Origin of the sequence: Marinomonas arctica (assembly GCF_003259225.1) — a bacterium.
In the GTDB taxonomy this organism is placed as follows: domain Bacteria; phylum Pseudomonadota; class Gammaproteobacteria; order Pseudomonadales; family Marinomonadaceae; genus Marinomonas; species Marinomonas arctica.
In genome coordinates this window covers 40,061-62,701 of the sequence record NZ_QHJF01000017.1, presented here as the reverse complement: position 1 = coordinate 62,701, position 22,641 = coordinate 40,061, and the positions used below count along the sequence as shown (strand labels likewise).

General features: G+C 43.5%; 24 protein-coding genes. 20 read left to right on the top strand and 4 right to left on the bottom strand.

The genetic code is table 11. From position 1 onward, the window contains the following. Positions 1-55 precede the first annotated feature (55 nt). Entirely contained in the window at positions 56-307 is a 252-nt protein-coding gene (locus tag DK187_RS11860; protein WP_111607559.1) for a hypothetical protein, read from the top strand. A 92-nt stretch (positions 308-399) separates the two neighbouring features. Here the strand turns inward: DK187_RS11860 and leuA are convergent, their stop codons facing one another. After that, the gene (leuA, locus tag DK187_RS11855) at positions 400-2,088 is read right to left on the bottom strand and encodes a 2-isopropylmalate synthase (protein ID WP_111607558.1); all 1,689 of its coding nucleotides are present in this window, start codon (positions 2,086-2,088) and stop codon (positions 400-402) included. Positions 2,089-2,281: 193 nt separating this feature from the next. Between leuA and DK187_RS11850 the strand changes: the two genes are divergently transcribed. Together DK187_RS11850 and ribA are read left to right on the top strand one after the other, a co-directional pair. Beyond that, entirely contained in the window at positions 2,282-2,755 is a 474-nt protein-coding gene (locus tag DK187_RS11850) for an Lrp/AsnC family transcriptional regulator (protein ID WP_111607557.1), read from the top strand. Positions 2,756-2,856: 101 nt separating this feature from the next. Continuing rightward, positions 2,857-3,471, top strand: a complete 615-nt coding sequence (gene ribA, locus DK187_RS11845) for a GTP cyclohydrolase II (RefSeq protein WP_111607556.1) — start codon at positions 2,857-2,859, stop codon at positions 3,469-3,471. 83 nt (positions 3,472-3,554) lie between these two features. Here the strand turns inward: ribA and DK187_RS11840 are convergent, their stop codons facing one another. Beyond that, positions 3,555-4,760, bottom strand: coding sequence for a DEAD/DEAH box helicase (locus DK187_RS11840; RefSeq protein WP_111607555.1), 1,206 nt, complete (start codon positions 4,758-4,760; stop codon positions 3,555-3,557). Between the two features lie 232 nt (positions 4,761-4,992). On the opposite strand from DK187_RS11840, the gene DK187_RS11835 reads away from it, so the two are divergent. Continuing rightward, the gene (locus tag DK187_RS11835) at positions 4,993-5,553 is read left to right on the top strand and encodes a DUF1415 domain-containing protein (protein ID WP_111607554.1); all 561 of its coding nucleotides are present in this window, start codon (positions 4,993-4,995) and stop codon (positions 5,551-5,553) included. Positions 5,554-5,632: 79 nt separating this feature from the next. Then, positions 5,633-6,466, top strand: coding sequence for a CvfB family protein (locus DK187_RS11830; protein ID WP_111607632.1), 834 nt, complete (start codon positions 5,633-5,635; stop codon positions 6,464-6,466). Positions 6,467-6,490: 24 nt separating this feature from the next. Here the strand turns inward: DK187_RS11830 and DK187_RS11825 are convergent, their stop codons facing one another. Next, entirely contained in the window at positions 6,491-7,438 is a 948-nt protein-coding gene (locus DK187_RS11825) for a ketopantoate reductase family protein (protein ID WP_111607553.1), read from the bottom strand. A gap of 83 nt (positions 7,439-7,521) precedes the next feature. On the opposite strand from DK187_RS11825, the gene DK187_RS11820 reads away from it, so the two are divergent. After that, the gene (locus DK187_RS11820) at positions 7,522-8,007 is read left to right on the top strand and encodes a YajQ family cyclic di-GMP-binding protein (protein ID WP_111607552.1); all 486 of its coding nucleotides are present in this window, start codon (positions 7,522-7,524) and stop codon (positions 8,005-8,007) included. Positions 8,008-8,035: 28 nt separating this feature from the next. Here DK187_RS11820 and DK187_RS11815 read toward each other — a convergent pair whose 3' ends face one another. After that, the gene (locus DK187_RS11815) at positions 8,036-8,362 is read right to left on the bottom strand and encodes an MGMT family protein (protein WP_223232365.1); all 327 of its coding nucleotides are present in this window, start codon (positions 8,360-8,362) and stop codon (positions 8,036-8,038) included. Between the two features lie 48 nt (positions 8,363-8,410). Here DK187_RS11815 and DK187_RS11810 point away from each other — a divergent pair, with 48 nt between their 5' ends. From DK187_RS11810 to purF, 14 genes are all read left to right on the top strand, one after another. Next, complete coding sequence (locus DK187_RS11810) at positions 8,411-8,890, top strand: FxsA family protein (RefSeq protein WP_111607551.1); 480 nt, start codon at positions 8,411-8,413, stop codon at positions 8,888-8,890. 129 nt (positions 8,891-9,019) lie between these two features. Next, on the top strand, positions 9,020-9,310 hold the full coding sequence (locus DK187_RS11805) for a co-chaperone GroES (protein ID WP_111607550.1): 291 nt from the start codon (positions 9,020-9,022) through the stop codon (positions 9,308-9,310). A 57-nt stretch (positions 9,311-9,367) separates the two neighbouring features. Beyond that, the gene (gene groL, locus DK187_RS11800) at positions 9,368-11,011 is read left to right on the top strand and encodes a chaperonin GroEL (protein ID WP_111607549.1); all 1,644 of its coding nucleotides are present in this window, start codon (positions 9,368-9,370) and stop codon (positions 11,009-11,011) included. A 118-nt stretch (positions 11,012-11,129) separates the two neighbouring features. Beyond that, on the top strand, positions 11,130-11,852 hold the full coding sequence (locus tag DK187_RS11795; RefSeq protein WP_111607548.1) for an EAL domain-containing protein: 723 nt from the start codon (positions 11,130-11,132) through the stop codon (positions 11,850-11,852). A gap of 145 nt (positions 11,853-11,997) precedes the next feature. Further along, positions 11,998-14,229, top strand: coding sequence for a FimV/HubP family polar landmark protein (locus tag DK187_RS11790; RefSeq protein ID WP_111607547.1), 2,232 nt, complete (start codon positions 11,998-12,000; stop codon positions 14,227-14,229). Then, a complete protein-coding gene (truA, locus tag DK187_RS11785) occupies positions 14,222-15,046 on the top strand; it encodes a tRNA pseudouridine(38-40) synthase TruA (RefSeq protein ID WP_111607546.1) in 825 nt (274 codons plus the stop codon). Before DK187_RS11790 ends, truA begins: the two co-directional genes overlap by 8 nt. Further along, complete coding sequence (locus DK187_RS11780) at positions 15,030-15,647, top strand: phosphoribosylanthranilate isomerase (RefSeq protein ID WP_111607545.1); 618 nt, start codon at positions 15,030-15,032, stop codon at positions 15,645-15,647. The genes truA and DK187_RS11780 overlap by 17 nt, the downstream gene beginning before the upstream one ends. Continuing rightward, the gene (gene trpB / locus DK187_RS11775) at positions 15,628-16,851 is read left to right on the top strand and encodes a tryptophan synthase subunit beta (protein WP_188322980.1); all 1,224 of its coding nucleotides are present in this window, start codon (positions 15,628-15,630) and stop codon (positions 16,849-16,851) included. The genes DK187_RS11780 and trpB overlap by 20 nt, the downstream gene beginning before the upstream one ends. Then, positions 16,848-17,654: a tryptophan synthase subunit alpha gene (gene trpA, locus DK187_RS11770; RefSeq protein WP_111607544.1), complete on the top strand. Its 807-nt coding sequence runs from the start codon at positions 16,848-16,850 to the stop codon at positions 17,652-17,654. Before trpB ends, trpA begins: the two co-directional genes overlap by 4 nt. 32 nt (positions 17,655-17,686) lie before the next feature. Beyond that, on the top strand, positions 17,687-18,553 hold the full coding sequence (accD, locus tag DK187_RS11765; protein ID WP_111607543.1) for an acetyl-CoA carboxylase, carboxyltransferase subunit beta: 867 nt from the start codon (positions 17,687-17,689) through the stop codon (positions 18,551-18,553). 4 nt (positions 18,554-18,557) lie between these two features. Next, positions 18,558-19,814, top strand: coding sequence for a bifunctional tetrahydrofolate synthase/dihydrofolate synthase (gene folC / locus DK187_RS11760; RefSeq protein WP_111607542.1), 1,257 nt, complete (start codon positions 18,558-18,560; stop codon positions 19,812-19,814). 3 nt (positions 19,815-19,817) lie between these two features. Then, positions 19,818-20,432: an SPOR domain-containing protein gene (locus DK187_RS11755; protein ID WP_223232366.1), complete on the top strand. Its 615-nt coding sequence runs from the start codon at positions 19,818-19,820 to the stop codon at positions 20,430-20,432. 75 nt (positions 20,433-20,507) lie between these two features. Further along, positions 20,508-21,041, top strand: coding sequence for a CvpA family protein (locus DK187_RS11750; protein WP_111607541.1), 534 nt, complete (start codon positions 20,508-20,510; stop codon positions 21,039-21,041). 75 nt (positions 21,042-21,116) lie between these two features. Continuing rightward, positions 21,117-22,625, top strand: coding sequence for an amidophosphoribosyltransferase (gene purF, locus DK187_RS11745; RefSeq protein ID WP_111607540.1), 1,509 nt, complete (start codon positions 21,117-21,119; stop codon positions 22,623-22,625). Positions 22,626-22,641: the final 16 nt, after the last annotated feature.

The window sequence follows — 22,641 nt, the reverse complement described above, 5'->3', positions numbered from 1 at the left end:
TCGGACGGCCTGTGGTCTAATTTTTGCTAAATGCACATCTTTATTAGGAAATATTATGTCACCAAAAACCTTGTTCTCTGTCGCTTTTGTTAGTGCCGTTACTATTGCCACGTCTAGTAATGCTTTGGCATTTGACGATTATTGTACGCCTAAGCTAGACGCGTATTTGAGTAATGTGCAGAAAACCGTGGACTCTAAGTACGTCAGTCAACGCCAAAAAGACGTTGCACAAAAAATTCTAGACAGAGTGAAGGCGAATAGAAACGAGACTGGGGATTGTGTTTTGGTGGATAAATTATTGCCTTAATCTTTTTTGCTGAATAGAGCGAGTGATAAAAAAACCGAAAATCTCAAGGATTTTCGGTTTTTTTTAGTTAACTGTTAAACCGTTGTGCGATATTAAGCGACAGCAACGTTTTGGTTTTGAGCAACTTTTTGGTTCACTGTGGCCAATAGTGCCTGAATGGAGGCCGAAACAATGTCGTTATCAATGGCGACACCGTTGAAACGATCACCTTCAATGTTGGCTTGAACATAGGCAATGGCTTGCGAGTCACTACCAACGGTCAATGCGTGCTCTTGATATTGAATAATGTCCACTCGCATGTTGAAGTGCTTGCCTAATGCTTCACTAAAAGCAGACAACGCACCATTGCCATTCCCCGTGATTTTCACTTTTGTGCTAGTGCTAATCAATTCAGCGTTGACTGTGTCCACATCGTCCTTAGTAAGATCGTATTTGCCCAATTTATAAGGTGCGTTGCCTGTCATAAAGCTTGTCTCAAACAAGTTTTTCATGGACTCTGCATCGACAACCCCACCATCTTTTTCAGCAAAGCGTTGGACTACAGGGCTGAATTCAACTTGCAACCAGCGCGGCAAAGCCAAGCCGTATTCTTGCTCAAGAGTATAAGCCACACCGCCTTTGCCTGATTGGCTGTTGACGCGAATAACTTCTTGGTAGCTACGGCCCACATCACGAGGGTCAATGGGCAAATACGCCACATCCCAAGGTTTGTCATCGGTTTGGTTTGCCAAACACTTCTTAATGGCGTCTTGATGAGAGCCAGAGAAAGCGGTAAACACCAATTCGCCTGCGTATGGATGACGTGGGTGAACTTGTAGCAAGGTGCAGGCTTGAACCACACTTATGATGCGGTCCATATCGCCTAACGCCAACTCTGGATCAATTCCTTGGCTGTACATGTTCATCGCCATAGTGACGACGTCCATGTTGCCTGTGCGCTCACCGTTGCCAAGCAAGGTGCCTTCAATACGGTCTGCGCCAGCCATAATGCCTAATTCTGCTGCCGCGACGCCACAGCCGCGGTCATTGTGTGTATGCAAGCTAATAAACATACAGTCGCGATTTTTCACGTGGCGACAAAAATATTCAATTTGATCCGCATAACGGTTTGGTGTTGATACTTCAACGGTAGCGGGCAAATTAATGATGATTTTATTGTCTGGTGTAGGTTGCCACACGTCGGCAACCGCATCGACCACTTCAATCGCGTAATCGATTTCTGTGCCCGTAAAACTTTCAGGAGAATACTGGAACACCCATTCTGTTTCTGGGTGTTTCTCTGCATGTTCTTTTACGCATTTTGCGCCGTTGACAGCGATTTGCTTGATGCCATCCATGTCCATACGGAATACTTGTTCACGTTGCGTCGTTGAGGTTGAGTTGTAGACGTGCACGATGGCTTTTTTGGCCCCTTTTAGTGACTCATAAGTGCGAGCAATCAATTCAGGGCGCGCTTGAGTCAATACTTGGATATACACGTCATCTGGTACTTGGTCTTCTTCAATCAACCAGCGAACAAAGTCAAAATCCAATTGAGAAGCGGCAGGGAAACCCACTTCGATTTCTTTAAATCCCACGTCCACTAGAAGGGCAAAAAATTGTTTCTTTTGTTCCACCGTCATAGGTTCAACCAATGCTTGGTTGCCATCGCGTAAGTCTACACTAGACCAAATCGGCGCTTTAGTGATTGTTTTGTCAGGCCAGGTGCGGTTTTCAATAGCAACAGGCTTGAATGGCGTGTATTTTCTATGGTCAAAAGCTGTATGGTCAAAAGATGTCATGATCTTTCCCTTCTTTCTGTATTGGAGCTGGTAAGCTCTAGTGGTTATTGCATTCACTTGGTTAAGTGACTTTCTCTGGTTTCTATCATAACGAATTTTATTGAGTAAAAGATTGCGTTTTTTATAGAAAAAACAAATATAATGGCATTATATTGCGCAATACGTTTGTATTTTAGAGCTTTTGGGGTGATTGATGGGGTTCGATAAAATTGATTTGAGTATTTTGCGAGAGTTACAGCAAGATTCTAGCTTAACCAACCAAGAGTTGGCAGATCGCGTAGGGTTATCTGCTTCACCTTGTCTGCGGCGTGTAAAGGCATTAGAAGAAAGTGGTATCATAGATCGAAAGGTGACGTTGTTAAAACGATTAAGCTTAGGTTTAAAACTCACCGCGTTTATTCAGATCAGTATGGATCGACATACACCGGATCGTTTTAATGTGTTTGAAGAACAGGTAGACAGTTTTCCCGAGGTAAGAAACTGTAATCTGGTGACAGGGCAAAACTGCGATTATTTATTAGAAGTCGTGGTAGAAGACATGGAGAAGTACCACGATTTTTTGTTGGGTAAGCTTACCCGTATTCCTGGTGTCACTGGTGTGCAGTCGAGTTTTTTACTGCGTAGTGTAAAAGAGAGCACATCTTTGCCTTTGGACCATTTGATTTAAGGTGCTATTTCCTTATTTAGCATTGATATTTCAGCTTTTGACCAAATAAATGGGCGATATACTTGTGAAAGTAAAAAATAAGTCCCTAGTAGAGAAACATTATGAGTAATTTGACAATCAAGCGTCGAGTAATTATCCCCGTCAGGGCGGGCGACGTGATGGCCGAATTCATTTCTTTTGATGGAGATGATTCAGGCAAGGAGCATATAGGGATATTTTTTGAAGGAAAGCAAAAGCAAACCAACGCCAGTGTGCCATTAGTACGTCTTCATTCCGAGTGTCTGACGGGCGATGTTTTCGGGTCCGGCCGTTGTGATTGCGGTGAGCAGTTAGACGAAGCGATTGACCGCATTAATGAGGAAGGTGGCTATATTCTTTATTTGCGTCAAGAGGGCCGTGGTATTGGTTTGTACGCAAAACTTGAAGCCTATGCTTTGCAAGATCAAGGTTATGATACGTATCAAGCCAATGAAATGTTGCATTTGCCTGATGATGGGCGCGATTTTGGTATTGCGGCAGAAATGCTGCAAGCACTTGGTGTCGCAAAAGTACGTTTATTAACGAATAACCCGGATAAAGCGCAGCAACTAATAGAGCATGGCATTGACGTTGTTGAACTTGTGCCGACGAAAGTGCATGTTAATCAACACAATCGATCTTATCTGGAAACCAAAGCTAAGCGAAAATTGCATACATTGAAGTTTGATCCCGAGTAGGTAGTGAAATATTGAACGCTACATTACCCATAAAAAAAGGCGCCAACGGTGCCTTTTTTTGTTTCTATAGTGCTTAACCAGCCTTATTTTTTACTTGGTGCTGGTTTTTTCTTTTTCTTCTTGCTGCTTGGTGAGCGTGCTTTGGTCTTCGGTTCTAGGCCTTCAATGCGACCAAACTTGATGTTGGCTTGCATAAAGCGTTGAATTTTTTCGATCATAGGCAGATCGTTAATGTCGATTAACGAAATGCAATCGCCCGGTGCGCCTTCTCTTGACGCGCGCCCAGCTCGATGAATGTAAGAGTCCGCCTTACGTGGTAAACGAAGGTTAATCACGGTATTTATTTCCGGCAGGTCGATACCGCGTGAGGCAACGTCGGTTGCGACTAATACTTGTAAGCGTCCGCGTTTCATTTGTTTCATATGTTCGCTGCGGTCGCCTTGTTTCATTTCGCCGTGCAGGCCGTCACACATTAAGCCCATATTACGAACACGCTGTACCCAAACATCGACATGCTCACGGTTCGAAACAAACAATACGGCTTGTTGAACTCGCTCCTGAGTGAGTAGGTGTTTTAATACAGCCTCTTTGTGTTCTTCACTGTCTACACGATAAGCGATTTGACGAATTTGGCTAGGAACAGTGCGAGATGACTCACCTAGGCGAATTTGTTGTGTTTCGCTGTTTAGCAATGCGCTGGCAAAACGCCCCATTTTTTCGCCTTCTAATGTGGCGGAAAACATCAGCGTTTGGTGTTCTTGTGGTAATTCTTTGGCAATATGATTGATAGCGCTAACAAACCCCATGTCTAGCATGCGGTCAGCTTCGTCGATAACAAAGTAAGTCACATCGGTGAGATCGAGCCAGCGTTTTTCATCCAACTCGACCAATCGACCTGGTGTGGCCACAAGGATGTCGCATGGTTCGCTTAATTGTTGTTGTTGCATGCCGTAGGGTGTGCCACCAATAATCAGGTGTGACTGGATGCGTGTGTGCTTGGTTAGTTGTTCAACCACATTAAAAATTTGACGTGCAAGCTCTCGGCTTGGGGCCAATATCAGTACCTTTGGTGCTGTGGTGGATTGTTCATCACGGTCAAGAATATGCTGAATAGCTGGTGCGCAGAAGGCGATGGTTTTGCCTGTGCCTGTTGGTGCAGTGGCAAGAAGGTCAGAGCCATCTAGGGCGATTGGAATGGCTTGCTCTTGTATTTCTGTTGGGGTTTCGAAGCCGAGATCACTAATGGCTTGTTCGATGGTGGGATCCAAATCTAATTCAGCAAATGACATGTAAACTCTCTGTAGCGGGATAAATGGCAAGACCACCTATGAATTTCATAAATTGATTATGGTTATCATACTAAATATGGGCCTATAGCCACTATAATGGACTGTATTGTTTGCCATGATACCTTGTTTTTTGAGGTTTCGAAATCGAAACCTCAAAAGGTCTGTTGGATAAGTTAGACCCTTTGTGTGGTTTGTTCTAAAATACAAACAAATATTGATAAGAAGACTGGTTATGTTGTTATCTGATGAGTTGGTCACTGCTCAAACAATGAAGTGGGTAAAAGACTTTATTGTGGCGTTAAATGTTTGCCCCTTTGCAAAGCGCGAAGTGGAAAGGCAAAGTGTTCGTTGCATGGTGTTGCGTTCAAAGAAGATGGATGTGGCTTTAGAGGAGTTGATGGCTGAGGTGCAGTGGTTAGACGAGCACCCAGAGACAGAGACGACGCTGTTGATTTTTCCGACTCTTTTTAAAGACTTTCATCGTTATTTGGACTTTGTGGAAACGGCAGAAAATCTCATGTTTGATCAAGGTTGTGAAGGCGTTTATCAATTAGCGACGTTTCATCCTGATTATTGTTTTTCTGGTGCTGAACCGGATGATGTCTCGAATTATACCAACCGTTCACCTTACCCTATGTTGCACTTGTTGAGGGAGGCCAGTGTTGATAAAGCGATTGAGTTTTTTGGCGACACTTCTGAAATACCAAATCACAATATTGAAAAAATGGACGAGATTGGGAAGTCTAAGTTAGACGATATATTTACAACTTGTATGAAAGTAGATAACGACTGATTCGAGATTTAAAATGATCTGTATTGCGCTTATGAATGAAGTGCGTATAGTGCGAAAAAAATTGCTTGCCGGAGAACTCATGGCCACACAAATTGGGCGTTTAAATACATTAAGAATAGTGAAAGAGAAAGATTTTGGGGTGTATTTAGACGCCGATCAATTAGGTGAAATTTTACTGCCTAAACGTTATGTGCCAAAAGGTGCGACGATTGATGACGACGTGGACGTGTTCGTCTATCTAGATTCCGATGACAAGTTAATTGCGACGACGGATTTTCCTAAAGCACAGGTAGGGGAATTTGCGGCGTTGACCGCGATAGCGGTCAACCAAGTCGGCGCATTTTTTGACTGGGGGCTACCAAAAGACTTGCTGGTGCCTTTTAGCCAACAGAAAACTCGGGTTGAAGAAGGCGAGACGCATCTGCTCTTTATTTATTTGGACAATATCACTAACCGAATTGTGGCAACAACAAAAGTAGATGCTTTACTCAACCGTGAGGCGGCGCCTTATCGAGTGGGCGATAAAGTGTCTATTATCATTGGCGACAAAACAAATATCGGTTTTAAGTGTGTTATTGATAATCGCTTTTGGGGCGTGCTGTTTTTTGAAGATGCGTTTAGACAGCTGCGAAAAGGTGAAAAAACCACTGGTTTTATTAAGCAATTGCGTGAAGATGGTAAAATCGACTTGAGTTTACAGGAAGTTGGCTACAAGAAAGTACGCAATATTTTGGATGATATTTTGGATTATTTGGACGCGCAGGGTGGAGAGTCGCCTTTGACAGATAAGGCCTCTCCAGAAGCCATTTATGCGGTTTTTAAAGTCAGTAAAGCGACGTATAAAAAAGCGCTTGGTGCTCTTTATAAAGAGAAAAAAATTCTCTTAACCAAAGAGAAAATCACTAAGATTTAACGCACGTTTTATAACGAAAAGCTGCTAAGCAATGCTCAGCAGCTTTTTTTTCACCTCTTCACGCTGTTCTGCAAAGGCAACGCCTTCAAACAGCAAGCGTTGTACCGGAAGATCAATTGGGCTGTTATCAAGAAGAAAGCCAGAGATAAAGCTGTTTTCGGTTTGTCGTTGTAGCCTGACATCTTCATGCATTGATGAGCGATTTAGGCGGGTCAGTTGGGCAATTGTATTGACTCTGTTTTTCAAATTGTCCGAGGTTAAATGTTGGCTTTCTTGAGCGTAGCTGAATTTAGGATGAGCAAAAACGCTGGCCAGTTCGGATAGGGTGGCGCTCATTAATGGCTTGAACTCATCATTTAAAAGGTCACCATTGTGTATGTTAAATATCGCGGTAATCGGATTGATCACTGCGTTGACTGCTAGTTTTTCTATCATTCGTTGGCGAATGTTTGTTACTGTCAGGTCTTCAATTGGGAAGGTCTTTGCAGGGTTTGAGGGTTGCCATTCACCAAAATACGTGTCACCTAAGCCGGTATGTTTGATGTGATCGGCTTCTACTTTTAAAACGCCTTCACTGGTTATGCCTGCCCAGAGCGTCTGAGTGTCTAGTAGAATGTGTTGCAACTCTTCTTGAGCGCCTATGCCATTGCATAAGCAGGCTATGTCTGCGTCGGGTGTAATGTATGCGGAGACTTGAGAGAACGCGTTCTTTAGGTCAAAAGATTTTGTGCAGATGAGGACTTTGTCGTATTGATCTGTGAGCTCATGAGCTGTGAGGCTTTTGATTTTATGCTTTGAGACACTGACTTGCTGTTGACCGTCTTCATCGGTGAGCGATTCCAAGGTAATTTTTTTACCGGGACTTTCAGATCGATATACTAGATGGACTTTATTACCGAGTTTTTCTAGCTTGCAAGCCCAAAAAAGACCGATAGCACCAGCGCCGATAACCAACCAAGGCGTGTTCTTCATAATAGGTTTCCATTAGGTGTTTTATTTCAATCCCTGTTATTATCGCCCCAAAATACATTATTGAAAATGCAAAGGAGCAGAAAATGCCATCATTTGACGTAGTATCTGAGCTGAACTGGCACGAGGTCAGCAACGCAGTCGATCAGGCTAACAGAGAAATTACCACTCGTTATGACTTTAAAGGCGTGAAAGCGCACTACGAAATTAAAGACAAAACCAGTGTTGTGATGGAAGCAGAAGCAGAGCCTCAACTTCGCCAGATGTCTGATATTCTAAATCAAAAACTGGTTGGGCGTGGAATTGATTTAAAGAGTTTAGAAAAAGAAGACGTTGTAAAGGGAAATATGCGCGCGTCTCAGGCGATCAAAATGAAAGAAGGTCTCGAGTCTGATGAGGCGAAAAGAATTGTTAAAATGATCAAAGACAGTAAGGCGAAGGTGCAAGCGCAGATACAAGGGGATCAGCTCCGTGTTACGGGTAAAAAGCGTGACGATCTTCAGGAAGTCATGGCATTGTTGCGCAATGCTGACTTAGCGCAGCCTGTTCAATTTACGAATTTTAGAGATTGATCTAATACAGAGCGTTGCATTTTTACTGTCAACGCTCTTCTTTTTGATCAAATTCATTGAGGGTTAATTTATTTCCCACAATGATCCAGCCCTCACTTTCCAACTTGTGTCTCTGCTGCCAGTAAGCGTCTGTATTTTCAGCAAAGCTGATTTTGCGTTGTGAGTTAACCACTCTATGCCAAGGTAATTTGCTGTCTTTGGGAAGGTTTTTCATGAGATGCCCAACTTGTCGAGCATAGCCTGGGAAGCCGGCTTGCTTTGCCAGCTCCCCATAGCCAATGCATTCACCGGATGGTAGCTCGTTTAAAATGAGAAACACTTGGGATTTAAAGTGTGTCATTGCTTGATTTGTCACATTTAGCCCTTAAATAAATAGCTACACTTTATAACAAAGAAGGTAAATATGAGATTTGCACTTTTGCTTTTCATACTCATTCCCGTCATTGAGCTATCAGTAATGATAAAAGTTGGTAGTCAAATTGGCGCGCTGGCAACGGTAGGTTTGGTTTTTTTAACCGCTATTGTAGGTGTGACGTTAATTCGTAAGCAAGGTTTAGAAACGTCACTGAAAGCCCAAGAGAAAATGCGTCGTGGTGAACTTCCTGCCTCTGAAGTGGCAGAAGGTATTATGCTGATTTTTGCAGGCTTATGCTTGCTAATGCCAGGTTTTGTAACCGATATTATCGGTGGCTTGTTGTTAATACCGCCATTGCGCAAGTTGTTCGCGGCTGGCTTGTTGGTGAATTTCGTTGCATCCATGGTGAAAAAGGGGTCTAAATGGGCGCCATACGGTAATGCTAGTGCTCAGCATCGAGGTGAAACGATTGATGGTGAGTACTCAAAAGAACCTAAAGATGACAATGAGTTAATAGATAAAAAATAATTTATTAATAGGGTTGAAATCGGTTTGTCTAGCCGTATATAGACACTTGTTAAAGATTCCTACTATGTATGCGGTAGGGTTATCCAGCCAGGGGAGTCCTGGTATTGTTTTAATTGGAGAAGATGATAAATGAATATTCGTCCTTTGCACGATCGTGTCGTTGTTCGCCGTAAAGAAGAAGAGACAACAACAGCGTCTGGTATCGTATTGCCTGGATCTGCTACAGAAAAGCCTACACAAGGCGAGGTTTTGGCTGTTGGCACTGGTCGTATTCAATCTAACGGTGATGTGCGAGCATTGGCTGTTAGCGTTGGTGACACTGTGTTGTTTGGTCAATACTCTGGTCAAACAGTGAAAATCAATGGTGAAGAGCTACTTATCATGAAGGAAGACGAAATCTACGGCGTTGTTGAAGCCTAATTCGTTTTGTAGTTCATATTCGATTTGTAACACTTAAAACAGTTAAGGGTAATAAAAATGGCAGCTAAAGAAGTTAAATTTGGTGATAGCGCTCGTCAGCAAATGCTGAAAGGTGTAAATATTCTAGCGGATGCAGTAAAAGTAACCTTAGGGCCAAAAGGCCGTAACGTTGTTATTGAGAAATCTTTTGGTTCTCCGCTGGTCACTAAAGATGGTGTTACTGTCGCCAAAGAAATTGAACTTGAAAACAAGTTCGAAAACATGGGCGCACAAATGGTTAAAGAAGTGGCATCTCAGGCCAATGATGTGGCTGGTGATGGTACGACTACGGCAACGGTATTGGCGCAAGCGCTTGTAACAGAAGGCTTGAAGTCTGTTGCAGCAGGCCGTAACCCAATGGACCTTAAGCGTGGTATTGATAAGGCGGCAGCAGCGGTTGTTAAAGAGCTTGCTACGTTGTCTACGCCATGTACTGATACTCGTGCCATTGAACAAGTAGGTACGATTTCTGCTAACTCTGATTCTTCTGTTGGTAAAATCATTGCAGAAGCCATGGAGCGCGTTGGTAAAGAAGGTGTTATTACAGTTGAAGAAGGCTCAGGTTTTGATGATGAGCTGGCTGTTGTTGAAGGTATGCAATTTGATCGCGGCTACCTATCTCCTTACTTTATCAATAACCAAGAGACCATGAGTGCGGAGCTTGAAAACCCATTCATTCTATTGGTTGATAAGAAAATCACTAATATCCGTGAATTGCTTCCAGTATTAGAAGGCGTTGCTAAAGCGTCTCGTCCTTTGCTAATTATTGCAGAAGACGTTGAAGGTGAAGCGTTGGCAACCTTGGTTGTGAACAGTATGCGCGGAATTGTCAAAGTTGCAGCGGCTAAAGCGCCTGGTTTTGGTGATCGTCGTAAAGCCATGCTTGAAGACATTGCGGTTCTTTCTGGTGCGACAGTGATTTCTGAAGAAGTCGGTCTGAGTCTTGACACTGCGACTTTAGAACAACTTGGTACGGCTAAACGTGTTACTTTGACCAAAGAAAGTACAACGATTGTTGATGGTGCGGGTAATGCTGCAAATATCACCAGTCGTGTTGATCAGATTCGTGCAGAAATCGCGAACTCTTCTTCTGACTATGATAAAGAGAAGCTTCAAGAGCGTGTTGCTAAATTAGCTGGTGGTGTTGCAGTTATCAAAATTGGTGCGGCAACTGAAGTGGCAATGAAAGAGAAGAAAGCACGTGTAGATGACGCGCTTCACGCGACACGCGCCGCCGTAGAGGAAGGTGTTGTTGCGGGTGGTGGTGTTGCCTTGGTTCGCGCGTTGACGAAAGTGATTGGCCTTGTTGGTGACAATGAAGACCAAAACGTTGGTATTGCTTTGGCACTACGTGCGATGGAAGCGCCAATGCGTCAAATCGTAACAAACGCAGGCGATGAAGCTTCTGTGGTTGTGGATAAAGTGAAGCAAGGTGAAGGTAACTACGGTTACAACGCAGCCACTGGTGAATACGGTGATATGTTGGAAATGGGTATCCTAGATCCAGCAAAAGTAACGCGTTCTGCGCTTCAAGCAGCGGCCTCTGTTGCTGGTCTAATGATCACAACCGAAGCTATGATTGCTGATTTGCCGAAAGACGACGCTGGCATGCCTGATATGGGTGGCATGGGCGGAATGGGTGGCATGGGCGGGATGATGTGATCTCCCTCTAACCCATTGATAAAAAAGAAAAACCTCGCTATTTGGCGGGGTTTTTTTTTATAATTATTTCTCCTTGATAATGTGTATTGTTTTTATTTACTCTCTTAGGATTTGCTGAATGGATGGGTTGTCGCCACAGGTTTTGTTGGAGTTGGTTGAGTCTAAGCGTTTTGGCGTGGAGTATCAGCCAATTATAGAGTTGAAAACTGGGGATTTGTTTGCCTATGAGGCGCTTTCTCGGTTTAGGGCGATGGATGGTGCTTATATACGACCTGATCATGTTTACGCGGCATTACATGATAATCCGCTGCTGTTATTTCAAGTGGAGCTTGCTCAGAAAAAAATCCAGCTAGAAAGGCTTGTTTGTTCAGAAAAAATCTTTGTTAATTTGGATCAGGATGCGTTTTATGCGTGCGGACAAACCGCAGCAGAGAATCCTTTTGTTGATCTTATTTTGTCGGCTGGGCGCGATAAGGTTGTTGTTGAATTGATCGAAAACTCTGAAATGAGCGACGCTTTAATGAGCTTGTCGATGATTGAGGTGTTTAATGGGTTGGGAATTCGCACAGCTCTAGATGATTTATGCAATCCTAAATCTATGTTATCTGTTGCTGTATTGCAGTTAGTTGAATGGGTTAAGTTAGATAAGTGCGTGCTAGAAAATAGATACGACAAGCATTTTATGATATTTGTATCGAAAATAATCGATTTCGCCCATGCGACAGGCAAACAAGTCATATTGGAAGGTGTCGAAGTTGAAGAAGATCTACAGTTTGCTCGATCTATTGGCGTAGATTTTGTGCAAGGGTTTTATTATAAGCCACTTTTTTTATGTTATTAGACTGAAAAAGCGTTGCTTTTGATTTTTTTTGATTTCTCATGTCTTTATGGCAAACCATTGATTCTAAAGCTATTGATAAATCGCCACCCGTGTAAGATACTTGTTAAGATATTTATCTCCATTATTTGCAAATAAAGGGAAGCTTATGCTCAGAAAAACCCTCGTTAGTATTGCTGTATCAGGCGCGCTTTTTGTGTCCAGCAGTTACGCATTGGAACTGGGCGAGTTGACCTCTCAATCAAATTTAAATGAACCTTACCGTGGTAAGATTGCATTATCAGATGTTGGGTCCTTAACAGACAACGATATATTGATTCGTTTAGGCAGCGAAAGTGAATTTCGACAAGCGGGTTTTGCTCCGACGCGAGTGCTGTCTCAATTAAAGTTTGATGTGGTTCGTGAAAATAACAATCTTGTTGTGGCGGTATCTTCTGATCAGCCATTGCAGGTAGAAGAGCTGCATTTTATATTGGCTGCTCGTTGGCCTAGTGGGCAAGTGGTTCGAGAATACCAAACACCATTAAACCAATCTGCATTGGTCAATAAGTCGCAGAATGAAGTGGTTCAGTCTGTTCCTATTGCCAAAACGCCAACGACTCCCAAAGTTACCAAAACCGATTCGTCAGGAACGGTTTTTCGCCAAGAAACGATAGCGGCAACCAACATGCCTTCGAAAGGGCGAGTCAATGTGGTGAAAGGCAATACGCTTTGGTCAATTGCTGGAGAAAATACCCCAGCAAATCAATTAACCATTTATCAAACCATGATGGCCATTCAGGCTCTTAACAAAGACGCTTTTTATTCTAATAATATTAATTTATTGAAAGAAGGGGTTGTTTTACGCTTGCCGACCCAAGAGCAGGTAGCGCTGTTCAACCAAGCGGTCTCAAAAGAGGAATTTGAACGTCAGCATGATGCATGGATGGCATTGAAAGGTAATAAAAACCGAGCGGCTGTTGATCAAGCGCAATTAAATACCCAAGCAAAAGCCAAGGCGGCTGCGAATACGCCCGCTAAAAATGGCGATAAACTCACTTTGGCGTCTGGACAAAGTGTGCTGCCAGAGCGTAATGCGGGGTCTAATGCGGGTTCCGATCAAAATACTAAACTCAGTGCGTTGCAGGGAGCCTTGTCAGCATCGAAAGAGATGCTCGACAAAGAGCAGCGTGAGAAAACTGAGTTGTCAAATCAGTTAGGCGATTTAAATACGCAGTTAGAAACGCTTGAGAAATTAATTAGTTTAAAAGATAAGCAATTGGCCGATTTGCAACAGCAGTTTGCCAGTGCACAGCAAACGCTTCAAGAGCAAAAAAATACGGTTGATCAACTGCTAGAAGCGGATCAAATTCGTAGAGAAAAAGAGCTGGCAGAGGCCGACTCCCTTGTTAATAAAATGTTCAGTAATCCAATAGTGGTCTCTATCGGTGCTGTTGTTTTGCTATTACTTGGTTTCTTGATTGGTTTAGTGATGCGAAAAGCTGGCAAAAAACAGGAGGAGCATGATTCATCAAAAAAGAATGAATTTGATCTTTCTAGTGCAGCGGTGGTTGCGCCTGTTGCCGCGGTCGCTGCTGCAGACTATCTGTCGGACGAGAAAGATAAGGTTGAAGAGAAACCAGAATGGCAAGAAGAAGACCCGTTTGCTTTTGACTTTGACACGCCTGATCAAGATGATAAGACGGAAGATTTCAGTGCGTTTGCGGGTGATGACATTGATTCTAACGATATTGCTGACCCAACATTTGATGAAATGGATGACAGTGATGAGCTGGAAAGTGGTTTAGAAGATACATCAAGCGATGACATTGACGATATGTTTGCGTCATTTGATGAGAATGATGATTTGCCTGATCCTGTCTTAGACCTGGAAGATGATTTAGACGATGAGTTAGAAGCGTTTACAGAAGAGGATATTCCCACCGTAACACCAGAAGCGGGTGAATTGGAAAGCAAAGCCGATCAAAATGATGAGGCAGAAAGTGAGGAAGAGTCTTTTGTTTCTAGTTTACTGAATGATGTTGATCAAGAAGACGTGGATGAAGCAGCGATTTTTGATGGTACACCGAACGATTCTTTAGCTAATTCTATTGAAGAAACGTTGGCAAAAGCGCAGCAAGAAGATGATTCTGAGTTTCCAGCATTTGGCGAAGCAGAAGCCGCTGAAGATGAAGAAATAAATGATGATGAAGAAGAGTTTGACTTCTTTGATGCCAGTGGTGATGAGGTTGCTACAAAGCTTGATTTAGCAAGAGCTTATATGGATATGGGTGATGAAGAGGGTGCTCGCGTTATCTTAGAGGATGTGATTGAATCCGGAAATGAGACACAAATTGCCGAAGCGCAAAATATGATGGAGCGAATGTTCCCAAGTGACTAAAAAAGTTGTACTGGTTGTTGAATATGATGGCTCTGATTACAAGGGCTGGCAGGCGCAAAAATTTGGTGTTCCCAGCGTTCAAGAGAATTTAGAAAAAGCCTTGTCAGTGATCGCAAACCACCCTGTTAAGGTGGTTTGCGCTGGTCGAACGGATGCTGGCGTTCATGCTAGTGCTCAGGTTGTTCATTTTGAAACGGATGTTGAGCGAAGTGAGCGTTCGTGGACAATAGGGGTGAATACTTACCTTCCTGATACTATTGCCGTGGTGGCGGCGCGTTACGTGTCGGATGAGTTTCATGCACGCTTTAGTGCTTTGAGTCGCCGCTATCGATATGTTATTTACTCGTCTGATTTTTGCCCAGCAACCTTGTCGAAAGGTGTTACTTGGACTCATAAAGTGCTAGATGTGGCGGCGATGCAAAAAGCCGCTAAAGTCTTTTTGGGCACTCATGATTTTTCATCTTTCCGCGCAATTGGTTGTCAGGCCAAAACGCCTTTTCGAACCGTGTTAAATTTTGAAGTACATCAATTAGGGCAATATGTTGTTCTGGATGTGAGAGCGAATGCATTTTTACATCACATGATTCGTAATTTTGCCGGTGTTTTGATGTCGATTGGATCTGGTGAAAAGCCAATTTCTTGGGCGAAAGAGACGCTAAACGCGAAAGATCGAACCAAAGGCGGAATTACTGCATCGCCGTCAGGCTTGTACTTTGTTGATGCCCAATACCCCGAAATCTTTAATGTACCTAAAAGACCTTTAGGTCCTCATTTTTTACCTTATGTAGACGAGCCATCCTATGAGTTGCCGAGTTAAAATCTGCGGAATAACGAATGTAGAAGATGCTTTGATGGCATGTCATTACGGTGCAGATGCATTGGGTTTTGTTTTTTATGCAAAGAGCCCAAGGTATGTTTCACCAGAAATGGCGAATGACATCGTATCGCAGTTGCCTCCATTTGTGACTCCAGTGGCTTTGTTTGTTGACGCGGATTCGTCCTTAATTGACTCTGTGCTAAAAGGCTGCAGTCGTTGGCTTATTCAATTTCATGGTAACGAGTCTGAATCTGAGTGCCTGTTTTATCAGCGTCCTTACGTGAAGGCTCTAAGAGTAAAGCAGGGCGATGATGTGGCGGCATTAGTGGATCGTTATCCTAGCGCAAGCGCCATGCTGTTAGACGCATATAAAGAAGGTGTCCCTGGTGGTACTGGGGAATTGTTTGATTGGTCTATTATTCCTGCGCGTTTATCTAAGCCTATTATTTTGGCGGGTGGTTTAACTCCGAGTAATGTGAAACAGGCAATACATCAAGTCAGTCCTTACGCTGTCGATGTAAGTGGCGGTGTTGAGTTGGCTAAAGGCATTAAAAGTGAGCCTAAAGTTCAAGAATTTATTAATGGAGCAAAATGTGGATAGCAAAGACATCAATTTAGATTTACCGGACTCTCATGGTCGTTTTGGTCCTTATGGTGGTACTTTTGTCTCTGAAACGCTCATGTCTGCTTTGGATGACTTAGCGAAAATGTATGAGCGGTTGTCCAAAGATAGTGACTTTCAAGCCGCATTTGATTATGACTTGGCGCATTATGTTGGGCGTCCCTCGCCGCTTTATTTTGCCGAACGTCTAACGAAAAAAGCGGGCGGGGCAAAAATTTATTTAAAACGCGAAGACTTGAACCACACTGGTGCCCATAAAATCAATAATACAATTGGTCAAGCTTTGCTCGCCAAGCACATGGGTAAGCCAAATATTATCGCTGAAACGGGGGCGGGTCAGCATGGGGTTGCATCAGCAACTGTGGCCGCTCGTTTGGGATTAAAGTGCAAGGTCTTTATGGGCGCCGAAGACATTCGTCGCCAGTCACTGAATGTATACCGCATGAAGTTGTTGGGTGCTGAGGTAGTCTCTGTTGAATCTGGCACAAAAACATTAAAAGATGCGCTAAACGAAGCCATGCGTTATTGGGTCAGTCATGTAGATGATACCTTTTATATTATTGGAACGGCGGCAGGTCCTCATCCCTATCCTAAATTGGTTCGAGACTTCCAGTCTATTATTGGCCGTGAAACCAAGGCGCAATGTTTAGCGCAAGAGGGGCGTTTACCAGATGCCTTGGTCGCTTGCGTTGGCGGTGGCTCAAATGCAATTGGCATGTTCCATCCTTTTATCAAGGACGAAAGCGTTGCCATGTATGGTGTTGAGGCCGGTGGCGACGGCATTGAAACGGGTCGCCATGCCGCGCCTTTGAGTGCAGGTCGCCCTGGTGTTCTGCATGGTAACCGTACTTATGTAATGGCTGATGATGATGGTCAGATTATTGGTACCCACTCTATTTCTGCAGGGCTGGATTACCCAGGTGTTGGGCCTGAACATGCATGGTTAAAAGACATAGGCCGCGCTAATTATGTAGCCATTAATGACGACGAGGCAATGGATGGGTTCCGTGATCTTACCCGTTTAGAGGGGATTATGCCGGCATTGGAATCGAGCCACGCGGTCGCTTATGGTATGAAGTTGGCTTCTACTATGGATAAAGATAAAATCGTGGTGATTAATTTGTCTGGTCGAGGTGATAAAGACATTCTCACGGTGGCAGAATTGGATGGGATTGAAGTATGAGTCGCATTAAACAATGTTTTGATAATTTAGAAAAATCTGGTAAAAAGGCGCTCATTCCGTATATTACCGCTGGCGACCCTGGTCCAGACTATACTGTGACTTTAATGAATGCTTTGGTAAATGCCGGAGCGGACGTGATCGAAATTGGAATGCCTTTCTCTGATCCAATGGCTGACGGTCCTGTTATACAGCTGGCTTGTGAGCGTAGTTTAGCGGCGGGTACTAGCGTTAAAAAAGTGCTGCAAATCATCACTGAATTTAGGCAAGGCAATAAAGACACACCGATTGTTTTGATGGGCTATTTAAATCCCATTGAATTTTTTGGTTATCAAGCTTTTTCAGATTCGGCAAAAGAAGCAGGCGTTGACGGTGTTTTATTAGTAGATCTGACTCCTGAAGAGGCGACAGATGTAGTAGAATGCTTCCGAGAAAATGAGATAGATCTTATTTATTTGCTGTCACCTACAACAACACCTGAGCGCGCAAAGAAAATTTGTGATTTAGCGTCAGGTTATGTGTATTACGTTTCTGTAAAAGGTGTGACTGGTTCCGCAGAGCTGGATGTTGATAGTGTTAAAAAGCATGTTGATTCATTGCGTGAAATCACCACCTTACCTATTGGTGTTGGTTTTGGTATACGCGATGCAAAAACAGCGGCGGCAGTAAGTAAATGTGCTGATGGTGTTATTGTGGGTAGTGTATTAGTGAATGCTATCGCTGCAAATAAAGATCATCAAAAAGAATATATAGCTGATGCCTTAGAGGCTATTTTGGCGCCTATGCGCAAAGAAATGGATGCTTAAAGCGACAGCAAACGAGAAATTTGGAGAAATAAATGAGTAGCTGGTTAGATAAATTTGTCCCTTCCATTGTGCGCAGCGAATCAAAGCGTAGTGCCGGTTCTGTGCCTGAGGGTCTTTGGAAAAAGTGCCCTAAATGCGAAAATGTTTTATATCGCCCAGAATTAGAAAAGAACTTAGATGTTTGTCCTAAATGTAACCACCATCTTCGTATTAGTGCTCGCCGTCGCTTGGACATCTTTTTGGACAAAGAAGGTCGTCATGAGATTGGTGCACATCTTGAGCCTGAAGATAAATTAAAGTTTAAAGATTCTAAACGCTACAAAGATCGTTTGGCAGATGCACAAAAAGCCACGGGTGAAAAAGATGCCTTGGTTGCAATGCAAGGCGCTTTGAGCGGCATGCCTATTGTTGTTGTGGCGTTCGAGTTTAGTTTCTTAGGTGGCTCTATGGGGGCCATTGTTGGTGAGCGTTTTATACAAGCCGTGAACGTTTGCTTGGAAAAACGTATTCCTCTGGTTTGTTTTTCTGCCAGTGGTGGTGCGCGTATGCAAGAAGCACTGATCTCGTTGATGCAAATGGCGAAAACAAGCGCGGCTTTAGAGCGCATGAAACAAGAAGGCATTCCTTATATTTCAGTTATGACGGATCCTGTGTTTGGTGGTGTATCGGCGTCCCTTGCGATGCTTGGCGATTTGAATGTGGCTGAACCTAATGCTTTGATTGGTTTCGCAGGTCCGCGCGTTATAGAGCAAACGGTTCGTGAGAAATTGCCTGAAGGTTTTCAGCGAAGTGAGTTCTTACTGGATAAGGGCGCGCTAGATATGATCATTAAACGTGATGAAATGCGTTCTCGACTGCATAATATTTTATCTTTGCTTACTGCCAATAAGGTTGCGTAATTAAATGACGCATACGTCATTAGCGAGTTGGCTTTCATACATTGAGAGCCAACATCCCTCTGAGATAGAGTTAGGTTTAGACAGAGGCAATCTGGTTTTATCCAGATTGCATTTGTCTCGGCCAAAACAAAAAGTCATCACGGTGGCAGGAACCAATGGAAAAGGTTCTACTTGTGCCATGTTGACACAATATCTTTGCTCACAAGGCCATACGGTCGGTACGTACACATCCCCACATTTTCTTGCTTTTAACGAGCGTATCGCGCTCAATAATGCGTCTTGTGACGATGCATTTATTTGCCGTGCGTTTGAAGTGATTGAAGCGGCTCGTGAAAATATATCCTTGACGTATTTCGAGTTCAGCACTTTGGCAGCCTTATGGATTTTTGATCAATCAGGGTTAGATTATTGGGTACTGGAAGTCGGTTTAGGCGGGCGTTTAGATTCCGTCAATATGGTCGATACCGATGTGGCGGTAGTTACCTCAATTGCATTGGATCACATGGACTGGCTAGGCGATAATCTGGAGGTTATAGCTCGGGAAAAAACCGGCATTGCCAGAAAAGATAAGCTTTTAATTAGCGGGGTTGTTAACCCACCTGAAGCTATTGCCGCCACTGCAGCAGACATTGGGGCATGCCTAAAACAGAAAAATATCGATTTTAGTTTTCATCGCTTGTCTGATAAATGGTCATGGTCTGGTCATGGCCTGCAATATGAAAATTTACCAATACCTTCCTTGCCTTTGCAAAATGCGGCTACGGTGATTGCTGTGTTAGTTTATATGGGGTTGATTCCCACTTCGGCTGATTTGGTAACGTTATTTAGCACAGCTCAATTAACGGGGCGTTTTCAGCAGGTAGCTTCGTCACCTGATGTCTATATTGATGTGGCACATAATCCAGAAGCCGCTATTGAACTTGCTCAACGTGTTAGCTTTTTTGCAAGTAAACCCATTGCGGTTTGTGGCATGTTGAAAGACAAAGATATTGCCAGCGTGGTGTCACATCTTTCAAGTTCCTTTTCTGACTGGTTTTGCTGTGATTTAGGTGGGCCAAGGGGCGCGAAAGCTCAAGAGTTGATGAAAAACATTTCATTGTATGCACCAAGCCTTTCTTCACATATGTATGCTTTCCCTTCCGTTAAAGAGGCTTTTGATGCCGCGGTATTAAAAGCCAAAGAAGAACAGCGTGCGCTGATTGTGTTTGGTTCCTTCGTCACGGTTTCAGACTATTTGGCTCTAAGCCAAACAAAAGAGTAATTTATGATAGATAAAACGATAACCTATAGGCTGATTGGTGCTGGCATCATGGTCTTGTCTGCCGCCATTATTTTGCCTTTAATTTTAGATGGTGAGCGTCCTGCTGAGCTTGATGTTCAAGTCCAGGTCACAACGCCTCCTGCATTTCAACCGTTAGAAATTGCTTCTGTTCAGCCCGTGGAGCGTTTGCCAGTGGAGCCTTTTGTAGAAGAAGAGAGCGCCGTTGACGATATTCAATTGATACCTGTACCACAACCTGCGAACGACGTCGAAGTGCCCGAAAACGTGTCATCTACAACCGTGGCTCCTCAAACAACGCCGAAAACTACACCTCAAGTTAAGCCAGAAGTAAAAGCGCCAGTTGAGAATGTTGCTGCGTCAGCGGTGGCTGATCGTTGGACATTACAGATTGCGACTTTTAAGAGCAAAGATAATGCCGTCCGTTTGGTTGAAAAGCTAAAAGAAGGCAATTATGCCGCCTACAGTTTAACGACAAATTCACTATACAAAGTGTATGTTGGCCCTGAGTTTAAGCGTGAGACCGCTGAAAAAATGCGTGAAGAGATTAAACAGAAATTTAGTTTAACGGGATTTGTTACAAAATATTCTGTGAATTGATGTGTGGTCTGGGTGCTCAGTATTTTGAATGCCTAGGCCATCTGTTACACTGCGCAGCAAATTTTAGAGGTACTCATGGAGCAAGTAAGTTCAATAACAACCATTGATTGGCTGATCATTGCTGTGGTGATTCTTTCGACCCTTTTGAGTTTAAAAAGGGGGTTTGTAAAAGAAGTGTTGTCCTTGTTAACGTGGGTTATCGCTTTTGTAGTCGCAGTAAAGTTTTCCAACCAAATGCAAGTGCTTCTGGTTGAACAAGTGCAAAATGATCAAATTCGCTACATAGTGGCATTTATAACCTTATTTATTGCCACCTTGATAGTAGGCGCTTTAGTGAGTTTTTTACTGGGCTCTTTGATTCAAGTGACGGGCTTATCGAGCACTGATAGGGTGCTTGGTATGTTGTTCGGTTTTGCTCGCGGTAGTTTGATTGTTATCGCTTTTGTTGCCTTATTAAGCTTGAGTCCAGCTATTGAGCAAAGTGAGTTTTGGAAAACATCGCAATTGATTCCTCAATTGAGTCAATTGAATGATTGGACGCGAGATATGGTAGGCAAGAGTTCGAATCTGATGGATTCGTCTCTCATTGACCGCGCCCTTGGTAACTAGCTGTTGTTTTACAGCGAATTAGATAAAGAACCTTTACGGTGTTTACCGTAATTCCCCAACACGAGGATCTAGAACATGTGTGGTATCGTTGGTGTCGTAGGCACGTCTGTGGTTAACCAAGCTATTTTTGATGCGTTAACCCTTCTTCAGCATCGTGGGCAAGATGCTGCGGGTATGGTGACAAGCCATAATGGACGACTCTGTTTACGTAAAGACAATGGTCCGGTGAGTGAGGTATTTCGCACTCGTCATATGAAAAAACTACACGGTAACATAGGTATAGGGCATGTCCGGTATCCAACGGCAGGCACTTCTAGCTCAGCAGAAGCACAACCTTTTTATGTTAACTCACCTTATGGTATTTCTCTTGCACACAACGGCAATCTGACCAATACCGAAAAATTGAAACAAGAGGTGTTTGAATCGGATCTGCGCCATATTAACACCACGTCTGATTCTGAAGTGTTAGTGAATGTGTTGGCGCACGAGCTTCATGAAGAAGGTAAGTTAATACCAACGCCAGAAGATATATTTAATGCTTTAGAGCGTGTTTATAAGCGTATCGAAGGTGGCTATGCCGTCGTGACTTTGATAACTGGCTACGGCATTTTGGCCTTTCGTGATCCTGATGGTATTCGTCCACTGATCTATGGCTCTCGTCAAACGGAAGCCGGCGTTGAGTACATGGTGGCTTCTGAGAGTGTTGCACTTGATGCGGCTGGTTTTAAAATTGAGCGTGATATTCAGCCGGGTGAAGCGATTTTCTTCGATTTGAATCACAATGTTCACGTTCGTCAATGCACACCCAAAAAAGCCGCGCGTCCTTGTTTATTTGAATACGTGTATTTTGCACGTCCTGATACGGTCATTGATAGTATTTCTGTTTACAAAGCGCGCATTAATATGGGTGATCGTCTTGCGGCTAAGATTCAACGCGAATGGAAAGATCATGATATTGATGTCGTCATTCCTATTCCTGATACGAGCCGTACCGCGGCCTTACAAATTGCCCAAGCGCTGAATATTCCGTTTCGTGAGGGGTTGGTTAAAAACCGCTATATTGGTCGTACATTTATCATGCCAGGACAGGCTGTGCGCAAGAAGTCTGTGCGTCAGAAACTAAACCCAGTGCCTTTTGAGTTCAAAGACAAAACCGTTCTGCTTGTTGATGATTCCATCGTGCGTGGTACGACGAGTAAGGAAATCATTGAAATGGCAAGGGAAGCAGGTGCGAAGAAGGTATATATCGCGTCCGCCGCTCCGGAAGTCCGTTATCCGAACGTGTACGGTATTGATATGCCCGCTGCGAAAGAACTGATTGCGCACAATCGTAACGTGGATGAAATTTGCGAACTGATTGGCGCTGATAAGCTTATTTTTCAAGACCTGCAAGATTTGATCGATGCGTGTATTGATGAGAAGCATTCAGACGTGCGTGAATTTGATACATCGGTTTTTGACGCAAAATACATCACAGGTAATATTGATGCGGCCTATTTGGCCAGTATCGAAGGCGCCCGCAATGATTTAAATAAAGCGTCTGTTGAAGACCAAGAAGCGAGTGATATGATGCACCCTATGTAATTTGGGCTGTATTTTG